We start from the raw sequence: 20,468 nt of genomic DNA, 5'->3' as shown, positions 1-20,468 counted from the left end.
TCATATGAAATGTTAATTTTTTTGTACTGGTCTAACAGTTTAATCACCCTTTCCATCTATTTCAAGATGTTCTATTAAGTAAGAGAGAGCTTCAACGTGATCACCAATTATTCTTAATACTGCCGGAGGATGTCCATTGTGACTTACATTCTCCATTAAACGAATTCTATTCGGTTTTACAACATCAACGTAATGTACACATTCTACTCTATACCCTTGTAATATAGCTTTTACTTGTGCAAGACTAGGGCATAGTAAGCTTTCCCAGCCTATTGCATCTAAACATGATCTACTTATAGCATGTGGAATGGCTACTAATGAGCCATTGCTTAATTCTGGACGAGTACATGCTAAATTAAGCATATACTTTACGACGTCTACAACATAAAACGGCGGGTTTAACATCGGATTCAAATCATTTAATGCTATGTCTACACCAGCTGAAACTGCTTTTGTAAAGTGATGCAAATTACTTCCTGAAACGCTAAAATCACCATCAATAAATAAAAGAATATCTCCTGTAGCTTCAAGCGCTCCAATAGCACGTCCAACATTATGACCAAGTCGTTCGTTATATTCAATAATAGTAACACCAAGTCTTTTAGCAATATTAGCCGTTTGATCTGTCGAACCATTTACAACGACAATTATTTCTAGTGGTTCTATTTTTCTTGCCTCAAGTATTACTTGTTCTATAGTCTCTTCTTCATTTTGTACTGGTATAATGACAGAAAGTTGTTTCCCGTTATAAATTGAAGAATGCATTCCCCAGCCTCGATGATACGAAGGATACTGCTTGCTTTCACCTAAACTTTGAATAATATCCCTTCTTTTTCCTGCATCAGTAAAACCTACTCTTCTTCCCTTTTTCTCTATCCATTTAGAAATACCGATTAAATATTTTTCCATTTTCTCTTTTTCATTTTCTGATAATTCTTTTTTAAATAAATATCCTTCTTCTTCTAACATTTCATCTTCAGATAACGTTCTTATTGCATATTGATCATTAATCCGCCAGCCTTGATTCACTATGTTCATATGAGCTAGTACAATATTTTTCATATAATCAAAGCCGATATTTACCACTACTTCTTTCGTAAGTACATATGGTAATGAAAGTATTGAATTGCTTTTTAAATCTGGTCGACATAAAATTTCATTTAACATTTTTCTCCAAACAATATCCATATTTGGACATTTACTAACTTCTATAAATTTATCTATTTTGTTTAACACCACATCAGCCTGATTTGTAACGACTGGCTCAATAAAATTCTTCATTTCATTTGAAGATAATGAAAAATTACTATCTATAAATAACAATACATCTCCTTTTGCTGCCTTTATAGAAGCTTCATACCCATCATCATGCGTACTATATTTATCCATCACAACAATATGACATTTATGCTTCTTTGCTATTTCATACAAATTACTTCTATCGTTAGGAATGAAAATTATAATTTCAAGAGGATTTAGCTTCCATATAGATTGAATTGACTCTTCTAATATTTGCTCTCTTTCACTATACAAAATAACAACCGTTAACGATTTCATTACACGCCCCCTTTACACATCATGTGACATAAAATATTAAGTATTACCATTTTCTATGAATTTGCTACTTTATTAACATATTCAAAAGTGAATTATACTGTGTAAAAACAACCGTCTATTTTTGAAAATATAAGTTCTGCACTTACCCCTTTCCTCTTATCATTGTTTGTTACAATCCTCACCATAAAAAGCAAAAAAAGTCCTAATTTCTTTAGGACTCTTTTAAATAAATTTATCAATATTATTAATTTTATATACTACCTTTTTCCATGTTATACCGCGATCTTTTGTAGTAAATATTTCTTTTTTATTACACGCCCAACCTTTACGCCGATTAAAAAAATGTAAACAAAATACATTTTTTAATAATGGATTACTTGATACTTTGATCCATTTTGCTCCTTTTTTTATTATTTGATACACACTCCCATTTTCACTATTTATAACCCAGCCATAATAGGAACTAAAAAACGAAACAGCCACTTTATTCGTATTTATTGTTTTATTTGAAATATGCCATGAATTTCCTTTATCAAATGAGTAATTCATTAAAAATATATCATCATTCATTTTAGTTGGTATTACTAATAGGTTATTTTTATAGATTGCTTTATATGCCATAGCAGTCCCATTATTCATTCCTTCAAGACTTGGAATAGCTTTTATAGCTTGCCAACTTTCCCCACCATTTATTGTTTTAAATACCGTTGATGTTTCATAATGTTTTTGTAATGAAATAAATCCGACTAAACCGTTTATAAATGTTATCCCTGAAATACTATCACTAATACTTATATTTTTTATTACTTTCCAAGCCTTCCCTTTCGTTCTCAAATAGTATAAATTATGTTCAAATTTATTTGATGCAAGCTTTCTAGATAATACAATCCATATACTATCCATATTCGTAGCATGCAATTGTACTTGAACATCAGTCGATTTCTCCCACTCTTCTTCAATTGGTAATATAAACTCACTCCATTTTTCTCCTCTATTAACTGTATAAAATATAGCTGGCAATAAATTGTCATTCGTTTTTGCTAAACCATATGCCCAAGAGCTTCGAGCATTTATTGGATATGCAAATAATACAATTGAATTAAGAGGATTAACAACATCCCATTCTACTCCTCCGTTTCGAGTATATAAGATGGCTTGCTTTTTATTTGTATATTGAATTCCAGCCCAACCATATTTATCCGTTCTCATTTGTAAAGAAGTAAATCGAATATCATTATTTTCCAATATATCACCTCATTCTTATTATTTATATATTCGTATGCTATTATTTCCGAAACGTTCTATCATTAGTTGTTAGTACCAATCGTTTTATCTACTATCTTTATATTTACTTTCTTTTTCTTCAACAGTAAAATATTATTCAATCATGTATAAAATCTAATAAAATCCATGCTAATTCTTGTTATTATTATTTAATAACAACTGTATTTTATAAAGTGAAACTTTAATCAGTGGGGGGTTCTTCATCCCCCACTGATTATCAGCCCTCACCAATCGGACTTTTATGGGCAGCCAATTCTTTGCTTTCGCTGTATTTTGAGGTGGGGGTCTTACTACCCGTTAAAGCGGGATAAAATTCAACTATAAAAAATGCACCCCAATTGCAAAACTATTTTTAACAATTAGAGTGCACTTTATATAATATTTAGCTTTTAATTTTTAAGCACTTACTACAGCAGCAACTTTATCCATACAAGAAATAAATTGCGTAATAAATGCATCGATTTCTTCTTTCGTAATTATATACGGAGGGAGTAAACGAATGATGTTCCCTTGTGTAACGTCAATTAACATTCCTTTCTCCATTAGCTCTACCTGTAATTTCTTCACATTTTCATTCGTATCATTCAAACTAATTCCAAACATCATACCAGCATGACGTACTTCCTGAATATAATAAGAATTTTCTTTCTGGATTTCTTGCAACTTATCATTTAAATATAGTGACGTTTCATACGCTTCTTGCATTAAACCATCTTCAATCAATGTGTTTAATACCGTTAACCCTAAAGCTGTTCCCATAGATGAATGAGCAAACGTTGTGCCGTGATCTCCTGGTGCAAATACATCACATAACTTTTCACCTACAATAATTCCTCCAAGCGGGATGCCGCCTCCTGCTCCTTTACCAATTTGAATAATATCTGGTGTAATATTGAAATTTTGATAAGCAAATAGTTTCCCCGTTCTCCCCATACCACTTTGTACTTCATCAACGATAAGTAGTACATTGTATTTCTCACATAAGTGTTGAACACCATGTAAATATTCACGCGATAAAGGATAGATACCCCCGCTGCCTAATACAGGTTCTAACATAATCGCAATTGGATTTTCTTTAACAATTGTTTCTTCTAATTGCTCTATATTCTCGCGCTCTACTTCATATACAGGAATCGATGTTTTAGGGAAATTTTGATATACACTTTCTTGTCTCGTAAAATGAAGTGCCCCTAACGTACGCCCATGGAAACTATTCTTTAGCACTACAATTCCTTCACATTCTTCATTCATATTAACTCTATATTTATCAATTAATTTCAACGTCGTTTCTGTCGCTTCCGTACCTGAGTTTGTAAAAAAGACCTTTCCGTTTTTTAATGAGCAATCCACTAATTTCTTAGCATACTCAATCGCAACTGGGTTTAAAAAATGAAACGGCAGATGCAACGATTTTGTAACTTGTTCCATTGTTGTTTGCACAATTTTCGGATGATTATACCCTAATACGTTTACTCCGACGCCAGAAAATAGGTCTATATACTCTTTACCATCCACATCATAAAGCTTGCACCCTTCTCCTCTTTCTATTGCAACCTTCGTACGACAATACGTAGACATCATATATTCCTTATCTAATTGAAACCAATCCGACATGTTAAATTCCTCCTAGTTATTTTCCCTGTTTATTTATGTTTATTCTCTATAAATTCATTTTTTAGATTAAAATTTTAATAGTAATTTTCTTCACGATATTCATTTTTCCATAATTTCTTCTATTTCAACAGGTCCACTACATGTGCATTTTTTTCATCTAGCGGTCTGTTACTACTTTGCATATCATACATAATCAAGGTTATAAAATCATATTTAGTAACAATAGACGAAATAAATTTGGAGGCTATATCGATGAATGAAAACTATGATAAACAGGGGCAATCTTTACTAGGGAATGACTTTAATGAAGATAGAGAACGTAATGAACAAGCTACACTCCACTCACAAACAGTTGGTTCACGTGGACCTGTTCTAGAGCAAGATAGTGTACTTCACGAGACGTTACAAGAATTTATTCACGAAAAAATTTTAGAAAGACCTGTTCATGTAAAAGGATTTGGTGCGTTCGGTTATTTTCAAACGATTTATCCAATGTCTGAACATACGAAACTAAGTTTTTTACAACAGTCTAATGAGAAAGTTCCCGTTATGGTACGATTTTCATTAGCTGTTAGTACGAAAGGAACACCTGATACTTCTAGAAATGTACGCGGTTTTGCTACAAAATTTTATACAAAGGAAGGCATTTTCGATCTTTTATGTAATCACATTCCTGTCTTTACTGTTCGCGATCCGATGCGCTTCCCAGAAACGATTCACGCGTTATTACCTTCACCTAAAAATAACTTAATAGACCCTAATAATTTTTGGAGCTTTGTCGCTAAAGCACCTGAATCCATTCATTTCGTTATTCATTTATATTCTGATGCCGGTACGACCAAAAGTCTTCGCCACATTCCGGGACATAGTGTTAATACATATGTTTGGAGAAATGCAGAAGGTAATCGAAAGTATGTAAAGTATCATTGGTACCCATTTGAAGGTGTACAATTCATTACTAGTGAGGAAGCAAATAAACTTGCTACTGAAAACCCTGATTATAGCGGGAAAGATTTATATGATGCAATTGCAAATGGTAAACCAGTGGAATACGGATTATATGTCCAGCTCATGGACCCAAAAGATGAAGAACAACTTTCTTATGACCCTTTAGATGATACAAAAGTATGGGATGAAAAAGCGTATCCTCTTATACCAGTAGGCAAAATGGTATTAAACAAAAATCCTGAAAATTATATGGAAGAAGTAGAAAAAGTCGCCTTCTCCCCTTCTAATTTACTAGACGGCGCAGAACTATCAGATGATAAAATGTTGCAAGGGCGGGCTAACATTTATAGCGATTCTCAAAGAAGAAGACTTGGACCTGAGTTCCGCAAATTAACGATTAACCAACAGCAAAATTGGACACCTGCTAATCAAATAACGAGCGGTAACGGAAGATACGTCGAAGGTAAACTTGAAAGAACTTCTATAACGAAACAGGATGATTTTACGCAACCTAGTGAATTTTATGCGAAGTTAAAACCAATAGAAAAAGAGCATCTTGCTAAAAACTTAGCTAGTGATATGAAAGTTATCTCCGATGATATTAGAAAGGTCGTTTTAGGGTATTTTCATAAAGTGTCTGCTGATTTAGCACAGAAAATTGAAATTGAAATTAAAAAGTAACATACATCAACTTTTATCCCGCTTTAATGGGCAGTAAGACCCCCACTGATTAAAGTTTCACTTTATTTGAACAAAAAAGCCCTTCACCTAATCTGTTTTGATTAGGTGAAGGACTCTTTTCATTTTTTCACAACATTATATCGTTTAAGGACAACTCTACCAAATTGATTAAATATGCGATCCATAAGGAATCCCATTAGTCCAAGAACAACAAGACCGACAAAAATCCAGTCCGTTTTGAAATATAATCGCGCATTCCAAATCATATAGCCAATTCCTTCATTGGCTGCAACCATTTCAGCACCAACAATGGCCATGAAGGATGATCCCATCGCAAGTTTCGCACCGGTATAAATATAAGGTAGTGCAGCAGGTATGATGACATGGAACATAATTTGCCATTCCGATGCTCCCATACTTCTCGCTGAACGAATTTTATCTTCTTCAACAGCTTGCACACCGGTAATTGTATTAATCGTCACGATAAAGAAAGTTGCATACATAATGAGGAATATTTTTGATTGCTCCCCAATACCAAACCAAAGCATAAATAATGTTATAAATGCAAGAGGTGGAATAAAGCGAATAAAATTGATAACTGGATCAAAAAGCGCTCTTAACCATGGTATTCGACCAATTAATAAACCTATTGGGATAGCTACAAGATTTCCTAAAACCCACCCTGTTATTACTCTTAAAAAACTGACTCCTATATATATGAATAAGGAACCATTTTGACTCAGTTCAATTGCCCCATACAAAACTGCTATCGGACTTGGCAAAAATTGCGGGTCAGAAAAATTTGTTACAATGCTCCATATTGTAAGGATAAGTACCCAAGCGATAATCCCGCTTTGTAATAGCTTCTTTTGTAAATCAATTTTGACTGCCTTTTTTTCATTAATTGGCTGTTTGTTTACAATCTCATTTTTCAATGTACTCATATTCGGACTTCCTTTCAATCAAAGTGTGATTGAATCATTTGATAATAGTAATTAAATTCTTTATCTGTAAATGTTCTTGGATATGACAGTGGAATATCATATATCTTTTCGATTTTTGAAGAAGGTCCTTTAGACATTACCCCAATTCTTTGCCCTAGTAATAGCGCTTCTTGAATATCATGAGTGACAAAAATAATCGTCTTGTTTGTTTCTTTCCAAATTCGAATTAGCTCTATTTGCATCGTTCTTCGAGTCATTGCATCGAGTGCTCCAAACGGTTCATCCATTAATAAAAATTCCGAATCATTGGCTAAAACACGTGCTAATTGAACTCTTTGTTTCATTCCTCCAGAAAGTTCTCTCGGATATTTCCCTTCATGCCCATCTAGACCGACTAGTTTTATATAATGCGAGGATATTTCGTTTCGAGTCTGCTTTATCATTTTTTTCATTTTCAAACCAAATTCAACATTTTCTTTAATTGTCAGCCACGGGAAAAGAGCTGCGTCTGCTTGTTGAAAAACGACACCGCGATTTCTATCCGGCTTCTTTATTTCTTTATGATTTACCATAAGTTCTCCTGAAGTTTTTTCAACAAATCCAGCAATCATACTGAGTAACGTAGATTTTCCACATCCGCTTGGGCCAAGTAATATGAAAAATTCGCCATTCCCAATTGTTAAATTTACATCTTCCAAAACAAACTGTTCATGATTAAATGATTTAGACAATCCAGAAATAGAAATGGCTACAGGAGATTTCAATACTTCTTTTTCACTTACTGTGCTCACCATACTTCACTCCTATTCTATTTATAAGTAACAGATTCCGGGAAAGCTTTCTTAAGTGCTTCAAGATTCATTTTATCTTTCAATTCATATTTATCTTTCAGTTTCCCTTTCTCTTCTAACCATACTTTCATATCTTCTAAATGTTTCGCGTCCTCCTCTGTAAATCCAATAACATAATTTTGTCTTTCAATATCTTTTAACGCATCTTTCTCCGGTAGTTTCAATTGTTCAAAAGCTAGCTTAGCAGTTTCTTTTTTATTATTTTCTACATATTTAATTCCTTCAGACAGAGCCTTAAGTGCACTTTCAACAGCTTTAGGATTCTTCTCAACAAATGATCTTTTTGCTAAAAGATAACTATCAATTGTGACACCCGCACTCTTTAAATCATCTAATTTTGTTACACCTTTTATATTTTTAAATTTATCCTTTAGTGCGCCAGAACTCCAAACCGCATCTATATCACCATTTTTCATCCCTACAATAGCTTCGTCTGGTGTACTATATGGAACGAAGGTAATTTCCTTTTCATTAATATGTTTTGCCGCCAAATATTTCGCCCAAATATACTCGGTTACTGTCCCTTTAGGTACGCCTAACTTTTTCCCTTTTAAATCATTTTCTGTTTTTATGCCCTCTCTAACTAGAAGTTCATTATCTTTTGATGATTTTTCATTTCCTCGAGTTAGCGTTGAAACTACGACCATATCTCCTTTTCCTAAAGAGTTTAAAAGTGCATAATCAGCAGCAAGACCTGTATCAGCCTGTTCCGTTAATACCGCATTCACTGTATCAATGCCATAAGCAAAATTTGATAGTTGAGCTTTTATACCATTTTTCTCAAAATAGCCTTGTTTCTCAGCAGCTCTAAACTGAAAAGATCCGCCTGCAGCTGTATCTATAGCCAATTTTACTGTGGTCGTTTCTTTCCCATTACTTTTTGTCGTTCCCGCACTTCCATTCGAGCATCCTGCGATAGCTAAACTAGTAATCATTGATAAGCTTAAAAATAAAGGCTTTAGTTTCACCATTTATCATTCCTCCATAACGATTTGTTTCACTAAAATATTACGTTACATTATTACAAATAAAGAAATGGCAACATTTTGTCGTATAACAAACCTATCAAGTTAATTTTTAAAAGTGTGAGAAATTACTCTTCCCCACACTTTTAACCCATAGCATTAATCTCGTTTTTTATTTGTTTCATCTAATGTCGCTACACAAAAATCTCCAGTGCCGTAAGATTGTGTCCCTTCAACTGTCACAACGGATTCCGTACCAGTTTCTGCAGCATTCGGCACTCTAAATGCTGCTATATCAAGAGGAATGATTTCTTTCTCTTCTGGTTTTTCTAATTGAGGCACCCACTCATACGGAACACGATACGCACGGTATACCATATTTGAGTTCCTTTTGTTTTTATACGGTGAAATATATTCCCATACAAGCTCATGCTCACGAGTAACTTCAAAAATGCGACCATCTGCCCCTTCCGTAATTAATGTATTTCCGTTTGGCAGCCTTTGAGCAGAACTAATATATGGACTGTAAAATCGGTACGAATCTAAAGGCGCTTGATACCCCGCCTCGGTTGGCGTATATTGCCATTCGATTTCTAAAGTTACCGGATTAATTTCTAAAATTCTGGAGTGATCACGAACAGCATTTTTGGAACCGTATGGAGATGCAGGGTTTGGAAGCCCATATCCTGCCCAACCACCGTTATCAAATACGAGTAAATTCCCTTCTCCTGGCAATCCTTTCGGAATGATATGTGCATGATGTTGTCCAATGATCCATCCTAAATGCTTCACATCGGGACTTGAATAATCTGGGCCGAGTTTCCAAACAATATTTCCAGTCTTTTTATCAATAATTGCAATGATATTTGATTCCCTAGCATCCCAAATAATATTATCTGGATGAAAACGTTCATCTCCTTGATCATAAAACTTATTCGGACCAATGGTAGACATAGAATTTATATGCATCCAATCTCCGTCAGAATTTGCACCAAAGGACCTTACATTCGGATTACGAAACAAAACATTTTTAGCACTTTCATCAAATCCAAGTTCTTCAAAATGATCACTCACAGCCCATTCCCAAACAATATTTCCTTCCCAATCTACTTCAATTATTACATCATCTAATAATGGCTTATCAGAGATATTCGAATTATGTACATTTTTATGGGCTAAAATTAGCGTATTTCCACTTTCTGTTTTCGGCTCTAATCCTGGTGCATAGTAACCGACAGGATTTCCTTCACGTTGGTAATCATGATGAGCTCTAGCCATCCACTCAGGAGCATGACCTGGGTCTTCAATATGTTCCAGACGGTTAAATTTCCAGACGATGTTTCCTTCCCAGTCAACTTGAACTAAATCGACTTCATCCTGAAAACCAAACTCAGGATCTCTTTGTGCTGTATGACCAAACACATATCCACCTGGTAACACCTTGTTTGGAAATCCGCGTAACCCTTTCCATAAGTGTACTTCTTTCCCATTCATATCAATTAATAAAGCACCATGATCTGCAGCTTGATAAATTGTATAACCACTCCAAGCTTTCCCGGGATTATATACTGTTGCTCCTGTTGGATAAATTGTTGGATGTCCCATTCTTTCCACTCCTATTCATATTATTAATAAGTTATATTTTCGAATTTTCAGACCTAATTAACTAGACTAATAGCATTCTTTGTTACTTCTCTATATTCTCATCACATAGTTCCATGATCGTATGAGAAAGGTGTTCTACATTATGCGCTAAGCGTTCAAAAACTTCGATTTGCATTTGTAATTCTTCTGATGAAAATCCATCAAATAAAACAGATATACAGCTCGTTCTTATATTATGATTTCGCTTTATAAATTTCAGGCCATCTTCAGTAATATTAAGTAAAACGATTCGTCTATCTTCCTGATGACGCTTCCGAATAGCCAATCCTTTCTGTTCCAACTTATCGCATAATGCTGTAATCGCTCCTGATGTCAAATCAAGTTCTTCTGCTAAATCAGTTAGACGCTGCTCACCATCTTGAATAATTTTGTTTAATATTAAAAAGCCCGGCAACATAATACCTTCAATCTTAATTTTGTCGCGTTCCTTCACAAATTTACGGACCATTTTACGAAACAACCAATCTGTTTCTTCGATTAATGTTGGCATCGTTTTATTCATATCTCCTCCGCTCCTTGCTCTATGAATAATACAAAAAGGCACGAACACATTTCAAAATTACGAAATGTATACGTGCCTTTGGTTATCCAATCAGCTATTCAAATTGTTTTAGCGTTAAAATAATGAGTGGTAAAATAAGTAATATCCACATATTAATCCACCAATACCTATATGTCAAGTCGGTTTTAAAAATATTTTTTCTGTTAATATTTTTGAGCTTATTTATATGTAACTCCATTAATAACAATACCCTTAAAATATAAAACTCCCCCACTTTACATAACTACTAGAGCGAGGGAGTTCCTTCTAAAACTGTTTTATCAAATTCACTGGAGAGTCCAGTACCTTACTACTTTTTACGTCATATAGTCCTATAGGCGTTATCCGTATAAAAGGCAAGTGCGTCGCAGAAAAAAATAAAATGGTAAATGCCGGATCGTCATACGCGTAACCACGCTCTTGGAGTAGTTTCACCATCTGTTTCTCTTCCTGTATTAAATCACTCATTTTTAAATTAGACATAATCCCGAGTAATGGTAATGCGATTTCGTGTAATACTTCATTCTTTTCAGCTATTACCATTCCCCCGCCAAGCAAATCACTATTCTCTCTAATCATCAAAAATTTCACAATAGTTGAGCAGTTCCTTTTACTGCCTCGTAGCCAAAATATATTCCAAACAGAATTAAAACAATGCCTGCTACTATAGAAATCCATTTCATTACTGTATGATTAATAAATCTTCTACCAAAATGAATAGATGTAGCCATAAATATATCCCAAAGCATAATCCCAGCAAAAATGGCTGCACTATACCATAAAGCTTGTTCTTTTCCAATAGTATTCATAGCACTAGTTAGAACTGATCCATATATCCCTATCCAAAAAATAATATTTAATGGATTAGAAATTGCGATAGCAAACCCCGACAGAAAAGATTTTAAAGGATGTTCTTTTTCACCTGATGAAATATATTGAACTTGTTTAGTAGCTTCTTTCATACTTTCATAGCCCAAATAAATCATCGTTACAAAACCAAAAATCCAAATGCAAAGTTGAGCAACTGGAGTTGTTAAATAAGTCGAAATACCAAAGTAAATTAAAAACATCATTACAACATCTGCTGACATTGCCCCGACTCCTACTAACCATGCACTCAAAAAACCATTTTTTATTCCCTTATTTATTTGAGCAACATTAATCGGACCGACTGGTGCAGACAATGAAATCCCTAATAATATATAACTGAATATCATGCTAATCATTTTTCTTCAACCCCGTAATAGGACATCTCATTACACTTTCCTCATTTGTTTCTGGTAACATATATTGTTTCCATTCAAAGGTTTCTTTTATTCCGTAATCCCCTATATCTGGATGCATTGGAATATCATCATATGCTAACAAACGTTTTCTAATCACTTTCCGCACTTGTTTCCCTTGTTTTGTATCACCTGTAATATCATCCAGAGTACCTCGAGGTTGTAACGTAATTTCAAGGCCGGTTCCTGTATATCTACTTTTTCTCTCAGAATATATTGGAGCCCTACAAACGACAAATATAGGTTCACCACCAAAACAAAATTCCCATTTAGCGTTATAAGGATCCATTGGTATTTCTGTATTCCATGGCTCCGGATCATTTCTCATTAAAAATTGTAATACATTCCAAAATTGTTTTTTGTATTCTTCAGCCAGTAATTGTTTATTAGATGGTTTAAAAAATATTACTAAAGTAGTTCTCTTTGCAATTTGTTGATATGTTTTAATATATTCATAAATCCCATCTCTTAGTTTGAACAATTCATTTTCATCATAAGCCGATTCAGAAAATATATATCTAGACCAACCATGTTTCTCAGAATCCACTGCAAAATAACAAGGAAATGGTTTAGATTGATCTAAAATGCTATCGTGAAAATTATTGAAAGATACAGTTTTCCACTCATCTAAAATCCCTTTATTTTGCTCTTCAATTATTCTATTTTGATCGTATAAATACATTTTTATAGTTGGCATTACTAAAATCCCCCCTAATATATTTATAATTTTTTCTCATATAGTAAAATATCATTCTCAACAATATTTAAAATTTCATTTATACTTTTTGTAGGTATTTCAATTGTTATCTCAGGTATACCGGGAGATAACAAAAATTTATTATAGTTATAAATTTTTCGATCTATAATAAGTGTGATTTCATCTGAATAGCCAAATGGAGATACACATCCTGGAACACAAGAAGTTTTTTCTATTAACTCCTCCGCTGAACAAATAGAAATCTTTTTTCCAACCAACTCTTTCATAAGTTTTGAATCTAATTTTTCTCCTTCAACAGTTACAAATATGTAATAGTTATTTGATTTATCTTTTAAAAATAAACTTTTACTGGGTACACCTTCTAATTTAAACCTTTCTCTAATTTTTCTATCTGTTTCATAATCTAATATTGGCTCATGTGTATATTGTTTATACGATATAGCCGCTTCTTCTAACAGTTCTACCACTTGTTTATACATATTTATCCTCCCTTTAATTTCATTACACAATTTGATAAGATAGTCTTTTCTATTGCTGTTCCCGCCCTCTATTCTTTTTCACAATATATTCAATTATAGTTTACGACACAATTTAAATTGAAATAAAATACATATTTGTAATATAAATGGAATTAAAGTATAAAACCTATATTAATCATTAATTTCATAATAGTCAATCATTTAGACACAAATCATAATTATCTATTTTTGTATACTTAATTCTATTTGTTATTAATTCATACGATAAAAGTACTTTATTATGTAAATTAAGGAAATACATTTGAATATTTTTCAACAAAAGTCAGAATTCACTTATTATTAACTCCGAAATTTAGAATTACTTACCTTTGTATGTTCCAATATTTTAATAATGTAAAAGTCTCTATAAATAATGAATATCAAATAAATATAATATATTTATAGCAAAATAAAAAATAAATACATCATTATCTTGTAACAGCACATAAAAAATCCCGAATCATGAGAAATTTATTTCTCATGATTCGGGATTTTTTAAGACTATATTTTAATAACAATTAAATCACATACAAGTCCTTATATACCTCTATAGTAGAACTCTTTTCATCTATTATTTCTTAAATTCAATTTTCATCATTTTGTTAAATTGTGTAATAATATCCATCGCACCTAAAGAATTACTATTAACAGCTAATGTATGTTTACCTCCCAATACTCCACCAGCATAAGTTGTAAATCCAGGAATTGCTCCTCCGTGACCCCAAACTGAAACACCGTTTGGAAGTTTCGTCTCATAGATCCCAAGGCCATATCCATCACCAAGATCTTTTCCTTCTATTGGAACTGTAGTAAGCATTTCTTTTAGCTCGCGTTCTTTCAATAACTTACCACCGAGCAAAGATGAAAAGAACTTATTTAAATCGTCCGCATCTGAAATCATATCTCCCGCTGAATTAGCTAAACTTGGATTATAATACGTCATGTCTTTCAATTCACTTGTTTCGTCAATTTTCATATACCCTCGAGCATGATTCTTTCCTGGGATGACTGGTGAATTACCTGGTAAAAACGTATTTAACAAGTCCAAAGGTTCAATAATTCGCTTTTCAATTTCTTCCGCATAACTATTACCAGTTATTTTTTCAATAAGCATTCCTAGTATTACGTATCCTGTGTTTGAATACGACCAACCTTTACCTGGCGAAAAATCTGGAGGTAGAGCAAGCCCTATTTTCACTATTTCTTCTGCTGTATACGTTTTTTTCGAATTCATAATGTCAGCGTCTTTTGACTTTAAATATTCAGCTATACCACTTGTATGGTTCAAAAGTTGACGTATCGTAATTTGATTGCCATCATATCCATTTCCTTGAATGAGGCCAGGTAGCCACTTTTCAATAGAATCGTCAAGTTGTACACGATTTTCTCCTACTAATTGAAGAACAGTCGTAGCAGTAAAAGTCTTCGTCACACTTCCAATCCGAAAACGATAATCCGATTTCATTGGTTTCTTACTATTTAAATCCGCGACGCCTGCAGTATAACTACTAATCTTTCCATTGTTTGATGCCCTCGCTAATACCCCTGGTGTTCCAAGCTGTACTGTTTCCTGCATTATTTGTTTCCAACTATTCCGATTCTTTTGATCCTGTGCTTGTGACGGACTAGAAATATTTTGAATAGACTCTGCTTTCACATTAAAACCTGGTGCGAAAAGAGTAGTACCCGCTATTAAAACTGCCAAACTTCCTAACTTTATTGAAGTACATTTTTTCATAAGGTTCTCTCCTCTATCCATATCGTATTGATTCAAGCTACACTTTCATCTTATATAATAAATCTCTCTTTTTTCTTATCCATTCCTTACGAAATACTTACTTTCAAAATTAGACGCCCAGATGAGAAAAAGTAATGTATGAAAATAAAAAAAGAACGTGTTTTCAATTTATGAAAACACGTTCTCTTACATACTTAAAACCCTATATCAACTTTTTAGTTCATTCACTTTTACCATCCTGCACTAGCGTTCATGCCATTCCTGATAAGAGTAAGTAGTAATGGCCACAGTACTGGCGCTAACGTAAGAAATAAATTTAGCAGTATAAGTATTCTATATCTCCCAGGAATATTATAATTTTTACGATTAACAAATAATACAAAAACTAATAATATTATGGTCGTTACAAACAAAAGTAACACTAACAACCAATACCAAACCATTAAACTGAGACTCCATGGCTGTAATAGCTCGTGTACAATACCAAATGTGATTCCTAATACTGCAAAACTAAAGGTAGTAACCGTTGCTTTAATAAACAACATACTTAATTTTTTATCGTATGTATACTTACAATATAAATCTATTAACGTGTATAAAGATAAAAAGGCCATGAATACACCTACCCAAGACAATAACCAGTCTCCACCTCCTCTAACTAACATAAACAGAAACCAACACATCCCTGCTGCAGAAAAAATAAAGGAAAGGAGTATGTTTTTCAATACCGGTTTCATTCTATTTTCACACCCTTACAAAAATTTAAAAATAAATAATAACTTATTATTTACATGCTACTCGTAATTGTTTTATCTCTTTTTCATTCTATATTGATAAAATGAAGATAACCTCACAAAACATGTAACGAGCAATACTCTACTAAGGCAACCTTTCTACATTGGTAGAGATATAAAAAAGTAAGTATACATTACCACGTAATTAAATATAAGTAAATAAAATTAATTTAAAGTTAATTTTATTTACTTGTATTAATATCACTCTTTCCCGTTCCCCTCTACCCATCGTACAGTCTTCTCTATATCTAACTCCGTATACGTCTTTTCACCATAACGAACAGACTCATATATCGGAATAATATCTCTCGTTCTACAAATTCTCGTTAACCATTGTTGCATCGTTTCATAAGACCTTCTCTGTTCATGAAATGGTAATGTTCTTTCCCATTCAACTAACGTTTTCCTTATCGTATCTTTAGGTAACGGCTGTTCAAACTGATGCATCACTTTCTTGTTCTTTTCGGTTCTATCCGTACTTTCTTTTGTTATCGATTGTTTATCCTGTTCTATTTCTGATTTCGTTACCTTTTTCCTCATTAATTTATAAAAAGCATATAGAATAACTAATGCAATAACTACATAAAAAACGACACTAATCCATGAATTTGAAAGAACAGAAAACACATCAGCCCATGAATTTTTCCGTACAAAAAGTGGAATTTCCCTATCTACTTTTGTTCTTGTATCTACAACTCCTGTTTCTTCATCTATAATTCTTTCAGGTTCATCAAACTGTGCGTCTACAGTAGTAAAATCATAATTTCTTTCCGATATTGTCTCCGTCTTACTAGAAAAAAGCCCTTTTACTATGTCTTGTACATGCACAACACCTTGTGATAACGTTATCGCACTAACCGTAAAGAAAAATAGTATGAATACTCTAACACTCCACAACTTTACTTTCACATGCCTCTCTTTATTAGCCATGACATAAACCCCTTCTTATTCTTTAATTACGACCCATTTATTCGTTCTACTGTATTTCCTTGGGGAAGTACCAAGAATTAAAGGAACTGCATCCAATTCTTTTCGACGAAAGCCTGCTGTGTAAAAATAAGTAGAAGATACAGGGGTATCTTGGTCCGATATTGAGGCGAGTACTTTTAATACATTTTGCAAATGTTTTCGGTTATGACCGTTCTTTATATGTAGCAAACCGTTATCTTTTACGCTATTGATCCAAACTTCAAATGAACAGTTTTGCATAAGCAGTTGTTTACATATGCCTGCTGTTAATTCAATGAGTTCCTCTGTATCATTTCTCAAAGAAATACCGCTTTTATTTTGCAAGTTGAGATATATCGCATATTTATCTGATTGTGTTCGCTCGTACTTTTTCGCGGTTATCTTCCCTGTTTTCGCTGTTGCACTCCAGTGGATAGAACGAAAATCTTCATTTTCATACGACTTCACTCCCATTACTTTCGTTTCATCATATAAGGGGGATGACATCGCTTTTCGAAACCCTCGTGACCATTCTTGCAATTCAGGAACTTGCATTTTCGGAACAGCTGGTAAAACTAAATAAGACGGCGTTTCAACTTGTTTATACGTTATATGGTTCGTTATGAATCCAAAGGGATCCGTAATGACAATTTCAACTTCTTCCCATTTCGCAATTCCTCTTTTTACAGCTACAGCTTGCAAATCAAATGAAACCGATTCTCTTCCTTTTATATTAAAATTTATATAATAATTTGAACCTGTACTATGATTTTTGTTTATTTCATCAGGATTCCAAGTTAACTTATTTTCACATTTAAATCGAAATACGATATTAAAAATAGGGAATAACGACTTGTTTGAAATTTTCATTTTGCACATATTCGTTTCACCTATAAAAACGTTTGAATTTCCTTGGCTATATTCCCATTCAACACGAGATACTTTACGTATATATACATGCATAGCACCTATTAAAATTACATACAAAAATACGAGAGATAAAAATAGTAGATTACTTGAAAATACACATAAAATAACGGCTACAACTGACATAACTCCCATTACGAAAGGCTCCGCTAAAGGTGTATACACAAGTTGTTGATTCATTGTACATTCTCCACTGGCACATTAATTGTATGAAGAATTTCTTTCATGATTTGTTCTTTCGTTGTTTTCATCTCCCCCTCAATCGTTAATGTTAAACGATGAGCGCAAACGGATGCAGCAAGCGTCTTAATATCATCTGGCGTACAATAATCTCTTTCATGTAATATTGCCCGTGCTTGAATTGCTCTCATAAATGCCAAAGTACCCCGCGGACTTACACCAATTTCAATTAACTCATGTTTACGCGTTGCCTCAATAATTTCAAGTAGATAATCTTGCACATCATTTCCTACTAACACTTCTCTTGCACGTTTTTGCACTGTAATAATTTCTTCAGTTGAAATAATGGAATGTAACGTTTCTAACGGTTCATGCATTTGAAACCGATTCATCATCTCCTTTTCTGCTTCTCTCGTAGGATATCCTTGGCGTATAGTAAGTAAAAATCGATCTAACTGAGCATCAGGTAAAGGAAATGTACCGGCCGATTCAAGAGGATTTTGCGTAGCAATAACTAAAAAAGGTTCTGGTAATGAATGTGTCTGTTTCGCAATTGTAACAGTACGCTCTTCCATAACCTCAAGTAACGAAGATTGCGTTCTCGGTACAGCTCGATTAATTTCATCCACTGCTACTATATTGGCAAAAATGGGTCCTAACCTCGTTTTAAAATCCGATTCCTTCACATCAAAATATTCAAGACCAATAACATCTCCAGGCAAAGTATCCGCTGTAAATTGTATTCTTTGAAATTTAGCGTCCACACTTTTAGCCAAACTTTTCGCTAATGTTGTTTTTCCAGTCCCCGGTACATCCTCTAATAAAATGTGTCCTCTTGCTATAAGAGCTATAGCTGCAAGTTCAATCGCTTCATCCTTACCTATAATAACCTTCGAAATATGGTTAGTAATTTTCTTTAATGTACTCATATAGTATCTACCACCTTTTTATTTTCTAAAAATTAAGAATATATTTTTTCCAAATTATAACATGCAATTCGAAGATGAAATAGAGTGAAAATGAATCTTTTATTTTTTCTTCATTGCACGCAAAAAAGCACCTATTGTCGTATATTGACAATAAGGTGCTTAACTCAATCCAACAGCCTTCTTTCCCTCTAATTTTTAATAACAATACATCCTTTTTTCTCCCACGCATGCATTGTTTTCAATTAACTAGTAAAATGCATTCTAATATTACATATAATAAAAACCATTTCGATTTGTTCGTTATAGAACTTTCTCTACATCGACACTCTCAATCTTCACTTCATACATATTTGGGATGTTTGCTTCTTTTGGTACCCATGCATAATAATTTTGATCATTCTCTAAAATAAATTGAATTAACTTTGTTTCTGATCCATTCCAGAAATTTTTAAGATTATCAATGTAGTCTTCTAAATCTTCTTTATAGTCCAGTTGTAATATATAATCTCTTACCGTCAGGGCAAACACAATTAAACTTCCTAATAGATTTTTTTGCTCATTTTCTTCTTTATACTCTTGTGGTAAGAACCACACTTGACCTATTCCTATCGTTTTTTTGTATTTTTCATAAAAACTACTATCATCCATATTCTCATAGTCATGGATCAATTCATTGACCAATGAATGCCATTTTGGAGGAATAATATTTTCCAATGCAGGATTATTTTCAATTCCTTCTACTATATCCTCGATTTCTTCTGTCTCATCTTCATAGTGATATTCACTTAGGTCTATATGCTTGAATTTCATTTCATTTTTATAATGTGCCAAATATTCCAAACAAATCCACCATGTGCAAAAAGACTTACCTCAGTAGCTGTTGCTGCTATATCTAATGGAATAACAATTGGTGATGCTAACCCACCAGTTCCTACTTCTGCCACGATAGTTAAGAAATTAGATCCGCCTATGAGCGAGATACCTTCAAACATTTCTACAATGGACCCGGCTATTGATATAACATTTCCAGCCAACCTTCCAGCTTGGTAAGTTGTCTTACTTTCTAATTTATCATTCTCATGTGGTTGTAGTCCAAAAAAGTTTTCTAGTGCTGCATCACCAGCACCTTGAAAAAATTCGATAACTCCATGCAAAAATGTTTGCGCATAAATGGCTGTTTTTTCATGCCATGATCTATTGTCTTCCTGCTCTTGCAAGTTAAATTGTTGTTTTTGCAAAGTAATTTGTTTCATCTCGGTTTGACGAGCTTGTTCTTCTATAATCCCCTAAGTTCTTCTCATTGTTTTTTCACAAAATCGGCATTGAGATTTCTTATTAGATATCCTAAGTACACTCATACTCTCATCCGTCTCTTTTTCTTAT

17 protein-coding genes and 3 pseudogenes are annotated in these 20,468 nt (G+C 33.4%); 1 reads left to right on the top strand and 19 read right to left on the bottom strand.

Annotated features, from left to right (window positions below; all coding sequences use genetic code 11):
• Positions 1 to 39: 39 nt before the first annotated feature.
• From Q9B79_RS03905 to Q9B79_RS03895, 3 genes are all read right to left on the bottom strand, one after another.
• Positions 40 to 1,557, bottom strand: coding sequence for a glycosyltransferase family 2 protein (locus Q9B79_RS03905; RefSeq protein ID WP_306182695.1), 1,518 nt, complete (start codon positions 1,555 to 1,557; stop codon positions 40 to 42).
• A 222-nt stretch (positions 1,558 to 1,779) separates the two neighbouring features.
• Complete coding sequence (locus tag Q9B79_RS03900; protein WP_306182694.1) at positions 1,780 to 2,802, bottom strand: hypothetical protein; 1,023 nt, start codon at positions 2,800 to 2,802, stop codon at positions 1,780 to 1,782.
• A gap of 435 nt (positions 2,803 to 3,237) precedes the next feature.
• Complete coding sequence (locus Q9B79_RS03895; RefSeq protein WP_306182693.1) at positions 3,238 to 4,455, bottom strand: aspartate aminotransferase family protein; 1,218 nt, start codon at positions 4,453 to 4,455, stop codon at positions 3,238 to 3,240.
• 252 nt (positions 4,456 to 4,707) lie between these two features.
• Between Q9B79_RS03895 and Q9B79_RS03890 the strand changes: the two genes are divergently transcribed.
• Positions 4,708 to 6,084, top strand: a complete 1,377-nt coding sequence (locus tag Q9B79_RS03890; protein ID WP_306182692.1) for a catalase — start codon at positions 4,708 to 4,710, stop codon at positions 6,082 to 6,084.
• A 119-nt stretch (positions 6,085 to 6,203) separates the two neighbouring features.
• Here Q9B79_RS03890 and Q9B79_RS03885 read toward each other — a convergent pair whose 3' ends face one another.
• The 16 genes and pseudogenes from Q9B79_RS03885 to Q9B79_RS03810 form a co-directional block, all read right to left on the bottom strand.
• Positions 6,204 to 7,028, bottom strand: coding sequence for an ABC transporter permease (locus tag Q9B79_RS03885; RefSeq protein ID WP_306182691.1), 825 nt, complete (start codon positions 7,026 to 7,028; stop codon positions 6,204 to 6,206).
• Between the two features lie 14 nt (positions 7,029 to 7,042).
• The gene (locus Q9B79_RS03880; RefSeq protein ID WP_306182690.1) at positions 7,043 to 7,822 is read right to left on the bottom strand and encodes an ABC transporter ATP-binding protein; all 780 of its coding nucleotides are present in this window, start codon (positions 7,820 to 7,822) and stop codon (positions 7,043 to 7,045) included.
• A gap of 14 nt (positions 7,823 to 7,836) precedes the next feature.
• Positions 7,837 to 8,850, bottom strand: a complete 1,014-nt coding sequence (locus Q9B79_RS03875; RefSeq protein WP_306182689.1) for an ABC transporter substrate-binding protein — start codon at positions 8,848 to 8,850, stop codon at positions 7,837 to 7,839.
• A 153-nt stretch (positions 8,851 to 9,003) separates the two neighbouring features.
• Positions 9,004 to 10,449 (bottom strand): aryl-sulfate sulfotransferase, encoded by a 1,446-nt coding sequence (locus tag Q9B79_RS03870; RefSeq protein WP_306182688.1) that lies wholly within the window; start codon positions 10,447 to 10,449, stop codon positions 9,004 to 9,006.
• An 82-nt stretch (positions 10,450 to 10,531) separates the two neighbouring features.
• The gene (locus Q9B79_RS03865) at positions 10,532 to 11,011 is read right to left on the bottom strand and encodes a MarR family winged helix-turn-helix transcriptional regulator (RefSeq protein ID WP_306182687.1); all 480 of its coding nucleotides are present in this window, start codon (positions 11,009 to 11,011) and stop codon (positions 10,532 to 10,534) included.
• A 306-nt stretch (positions 11,012 to 11,317) separates the two neighbouring features.
• Positions 11,318 to 11,605 (bottom strand): annotated as a pseudogene (locus Q9B79_RS03860) (adenine deaminase C-terminal domain-containing protein); the annotation flags it as partial.
• 32 nt (positions 11,606 to 11,637) lie between these two features.
• The gene (locus Q9B79_RS03855; RefSeq protein ID WP_000624898.1) at positions 11,638 to 12,276 is read right to left on the bottom strand and encodes a LysE family translocator; all 639 of its coding nucleotides are present in this window, start codon (positions 12,274 to 12,276) and stop codon (positions 11,638 to 11,640) included.
• Positions 12,269 to 13,030 (bottom strand): YqcI/YcgG family protein, encoded by a 762-nt coding sequence (locus Q9B79_RS03850; protein WP_306182686.1) that lies wholly within the window; start codon positions 13,028 to 13,030, stop codon positions 12,269 to 12,271. The genes Q9B79_RS03855 and Q9B79_RS03850 overlap by 8 nt, the downstream gene beginning before the upstream one ends.
• A gap of 23 nt (positions 13,031 to 13,053) precedes the next feature.
• Positions 13,054 to 13,530, bottom strand: coding sequence for a YbaK/EbsC family protein (locus Q9B79_RS03845; RefSeq protein ID WP_306182685.1), 477 nt, complete (start codon positions 13,528 to 13,530; stop codon positions 13,054 to 13,056).
• 610 nt (positions 13,531 to 14,140) lie between these two features.
• Positions 14,141 to 15,307 carry a serine hydrolase domain-containing protein gene (locus Q9B79_RS03840; RefSeq protein WP_306182684.1) on the bottom strand — a complete coding sequence of 389 codons (1,167 nt, stop codon included), beginning with the start codon at positions 15,305 to 15,307 and terminating at the stop codon, positions 14,141 to 14,143.
• A gap of 230 nt (positions 15,308 to 15,537) precedes the next feature.
• A complete protein-coding gene (locus Q9B79_RS03835; protein WP_306182683.1) occupies positions 15,538 to 16,044 on the bottom strand; it encodes a DUF3902 family protein in 507 nt (168 codons plus the stop codon).
• A 258-nt stretch (positions 16,045 to 16,302) separates the two neighbouring features.
• Positions 16,303 to 17,031 carry a signal peptidase II gene (locus Q9B79_RS03830; protein ID WP_306182682.1) on the bottom strand — a complete coding sequence of 243 codons (729 nt, stop codon included), beginning with the start codon at positions 17,029 to 17,031 and terminating at the stop codon, positions 16,303 to 16,305.
• Between the two features lie 15 nt (positions 17,032 to 17,046).
• Positions 17,047 to 18,156, bottom strand: a complete 1,110-nt coding sequence (locus Q9B79_RS03825; protein WP_306182681.1) for a DUF58 domain-containing protein — start codon at positions 18,154 to 18,156, stop codon at positions 17,047 to 17,049.
• Entirely contained in the window at positions 18,153 to 19,085 is a 933-nt protein-coding gene (locus tag Q9B79_RS03820) for an AAA family ATPase (RefSeq protein WP_306182680.1), read from the bottom strand. The genes Q9B79_RS03825 and Q9B79_RS03820 overlap by 4 nt, the downstream gene beginning before the upstream one ends.
• A gap of 300 nt (positions 19,086 to 19,385) precedes the next feature.
• Positions 19,386 to 19,916: pseudogene (locus Q9B79_RS03815) on the bottom strand (hypothetical protein); the annotation flags it as partial.
• Positions 19,917 to 19,918: 2 nt separating this feature from the next.
• A pseudogene (locus tag Q9B79_RS03810) lies at positions 19,919 to 20,371 on the bottom strand (hypothetical protein); the annotation flags it as partial.
• Between the last annotated feature and the right edge of the window lie 97 nt (positions 20,372 to 20,468).

It is taken from the genome of Bacillus sp. MHSD_36 (genome assembly GCF_030757775.1).
GTDB lineage: Bacteria > Bacillota > Bacilli > Bacillales > Bacillaceae_G > Bacillus_A.
Note: the sequence above shows the minus strand (reverse complement) of the source record. Positions and strands in the feature narration are given on the sequence as shown.

Coding starts and splice junctions, on each gene's coding strand:
- Q9B79_RS03905 (WP_306182695.1), bottom strand. CDS start 1,557: ATGAAATCGTTAACGGTTGTTATTTTGTATAGTGAAAGAGAGCAAATA.
- Q9B79_RS03895 (WP_306182693.1), bottom strand. CDS start 4,455: ATGTCGGATTGGTTTCAATTAGATAAGGAATATATGATGTCTACGTAT.
- Q9B79_RS03890 (WP_306182692.1), top strand. CDS start 4,708: ATGAATGAAAACTATGATAAACAGGGGCAATCTTTACTAGGGAATGAC.
- Q9B79_RS03885 (WP_306182691.1), bottom strand. CDS start 7,028: ATGAGTACATTGAAAAATGAGATTGTAAACAAACAGCCAATTAATGAA.
- Q9B79_RS03880 (WP_306182690.1), bottom strand. CDS start 7,822: ATGGTGAGCACAGTAAGTGAAAAAGAAGTATTGAAATCTCCTGTAGCC.
- Q9B79_RS03875 (WP_306182689.1), bottom strand. CDS start 8,850: ATGGTGAAACTAAAGCCTTTATTTTTAAGCTTATCAATGATTACTAGT.
- Q9B79_RS03870 (WP_306182688.1), bottom strand. CDS start 10,449: ATGGGACATCCAACAATTTATCCAACAGGAGCAACAGTATATAATCCC.
- Q9B79_RS03865 (WP_306182687.1), bottom strand. CDS start 11,011: ATGAATAAAACGATGCCAACATTAATCGAAGAAACAGATTGGTTGTTT.
- Q9B79_RS03855 (WP_000624898.1), bottom strand. CDS start 12,276: ATGATTAGCATGATATTCAGTTATATATTATTAGGGATTTCATTGTCT.
- Q9B79_RS03850 (WP_306182686.1), bottom strand. CDS start 13,030: ATGCCAACTATAAAAATGTATTTATACGATCAAAATAGAATAATTGAA.
- Q9B79_RS03845 (WP_306182685.1), bottom strand. CDS start 13,530: ATGTATAAACAAGTGGTAGAACTGTTAGAAGAAGCGGCTATATCGTAT.
- Q9B79_RS03840 (WP_306182684.1), bottom strand. CDS start 15,307: ATGAAAAAATGTACTTCAATAAAGTTAGGAAGTTTGGCAGTTTTAATA.
- Q9B79_RS03835 (WP_306182683.1), bottom strand. CDS start 16,044: ATGAAACCGGTATTGAAAAACATACTCCTTTCCTTTATTTTTTCTGCA.
- Q9B79_RS03830 (WP_306182682.1), bottom strand. CDS start 17,031: ATGGCTAATAAAGAGAGGCATGTGAAAGTAAAGTTGTGGAGTGTTAGA.
- Q9B79_RS03825 (WP_306182681.1), bottom strand. CDS start 18,156: ATGAATCAACAACTTGTGTATACACCTTTAGCGGAGCCTTTCGTAATG.
- Q9B79_RS03820 (WP_306182680.1), bottom strand. CDS start 19,085: ATGAGTACATTAAAGAAAATTACTAACCATATTTCGAAGGTTATTATA.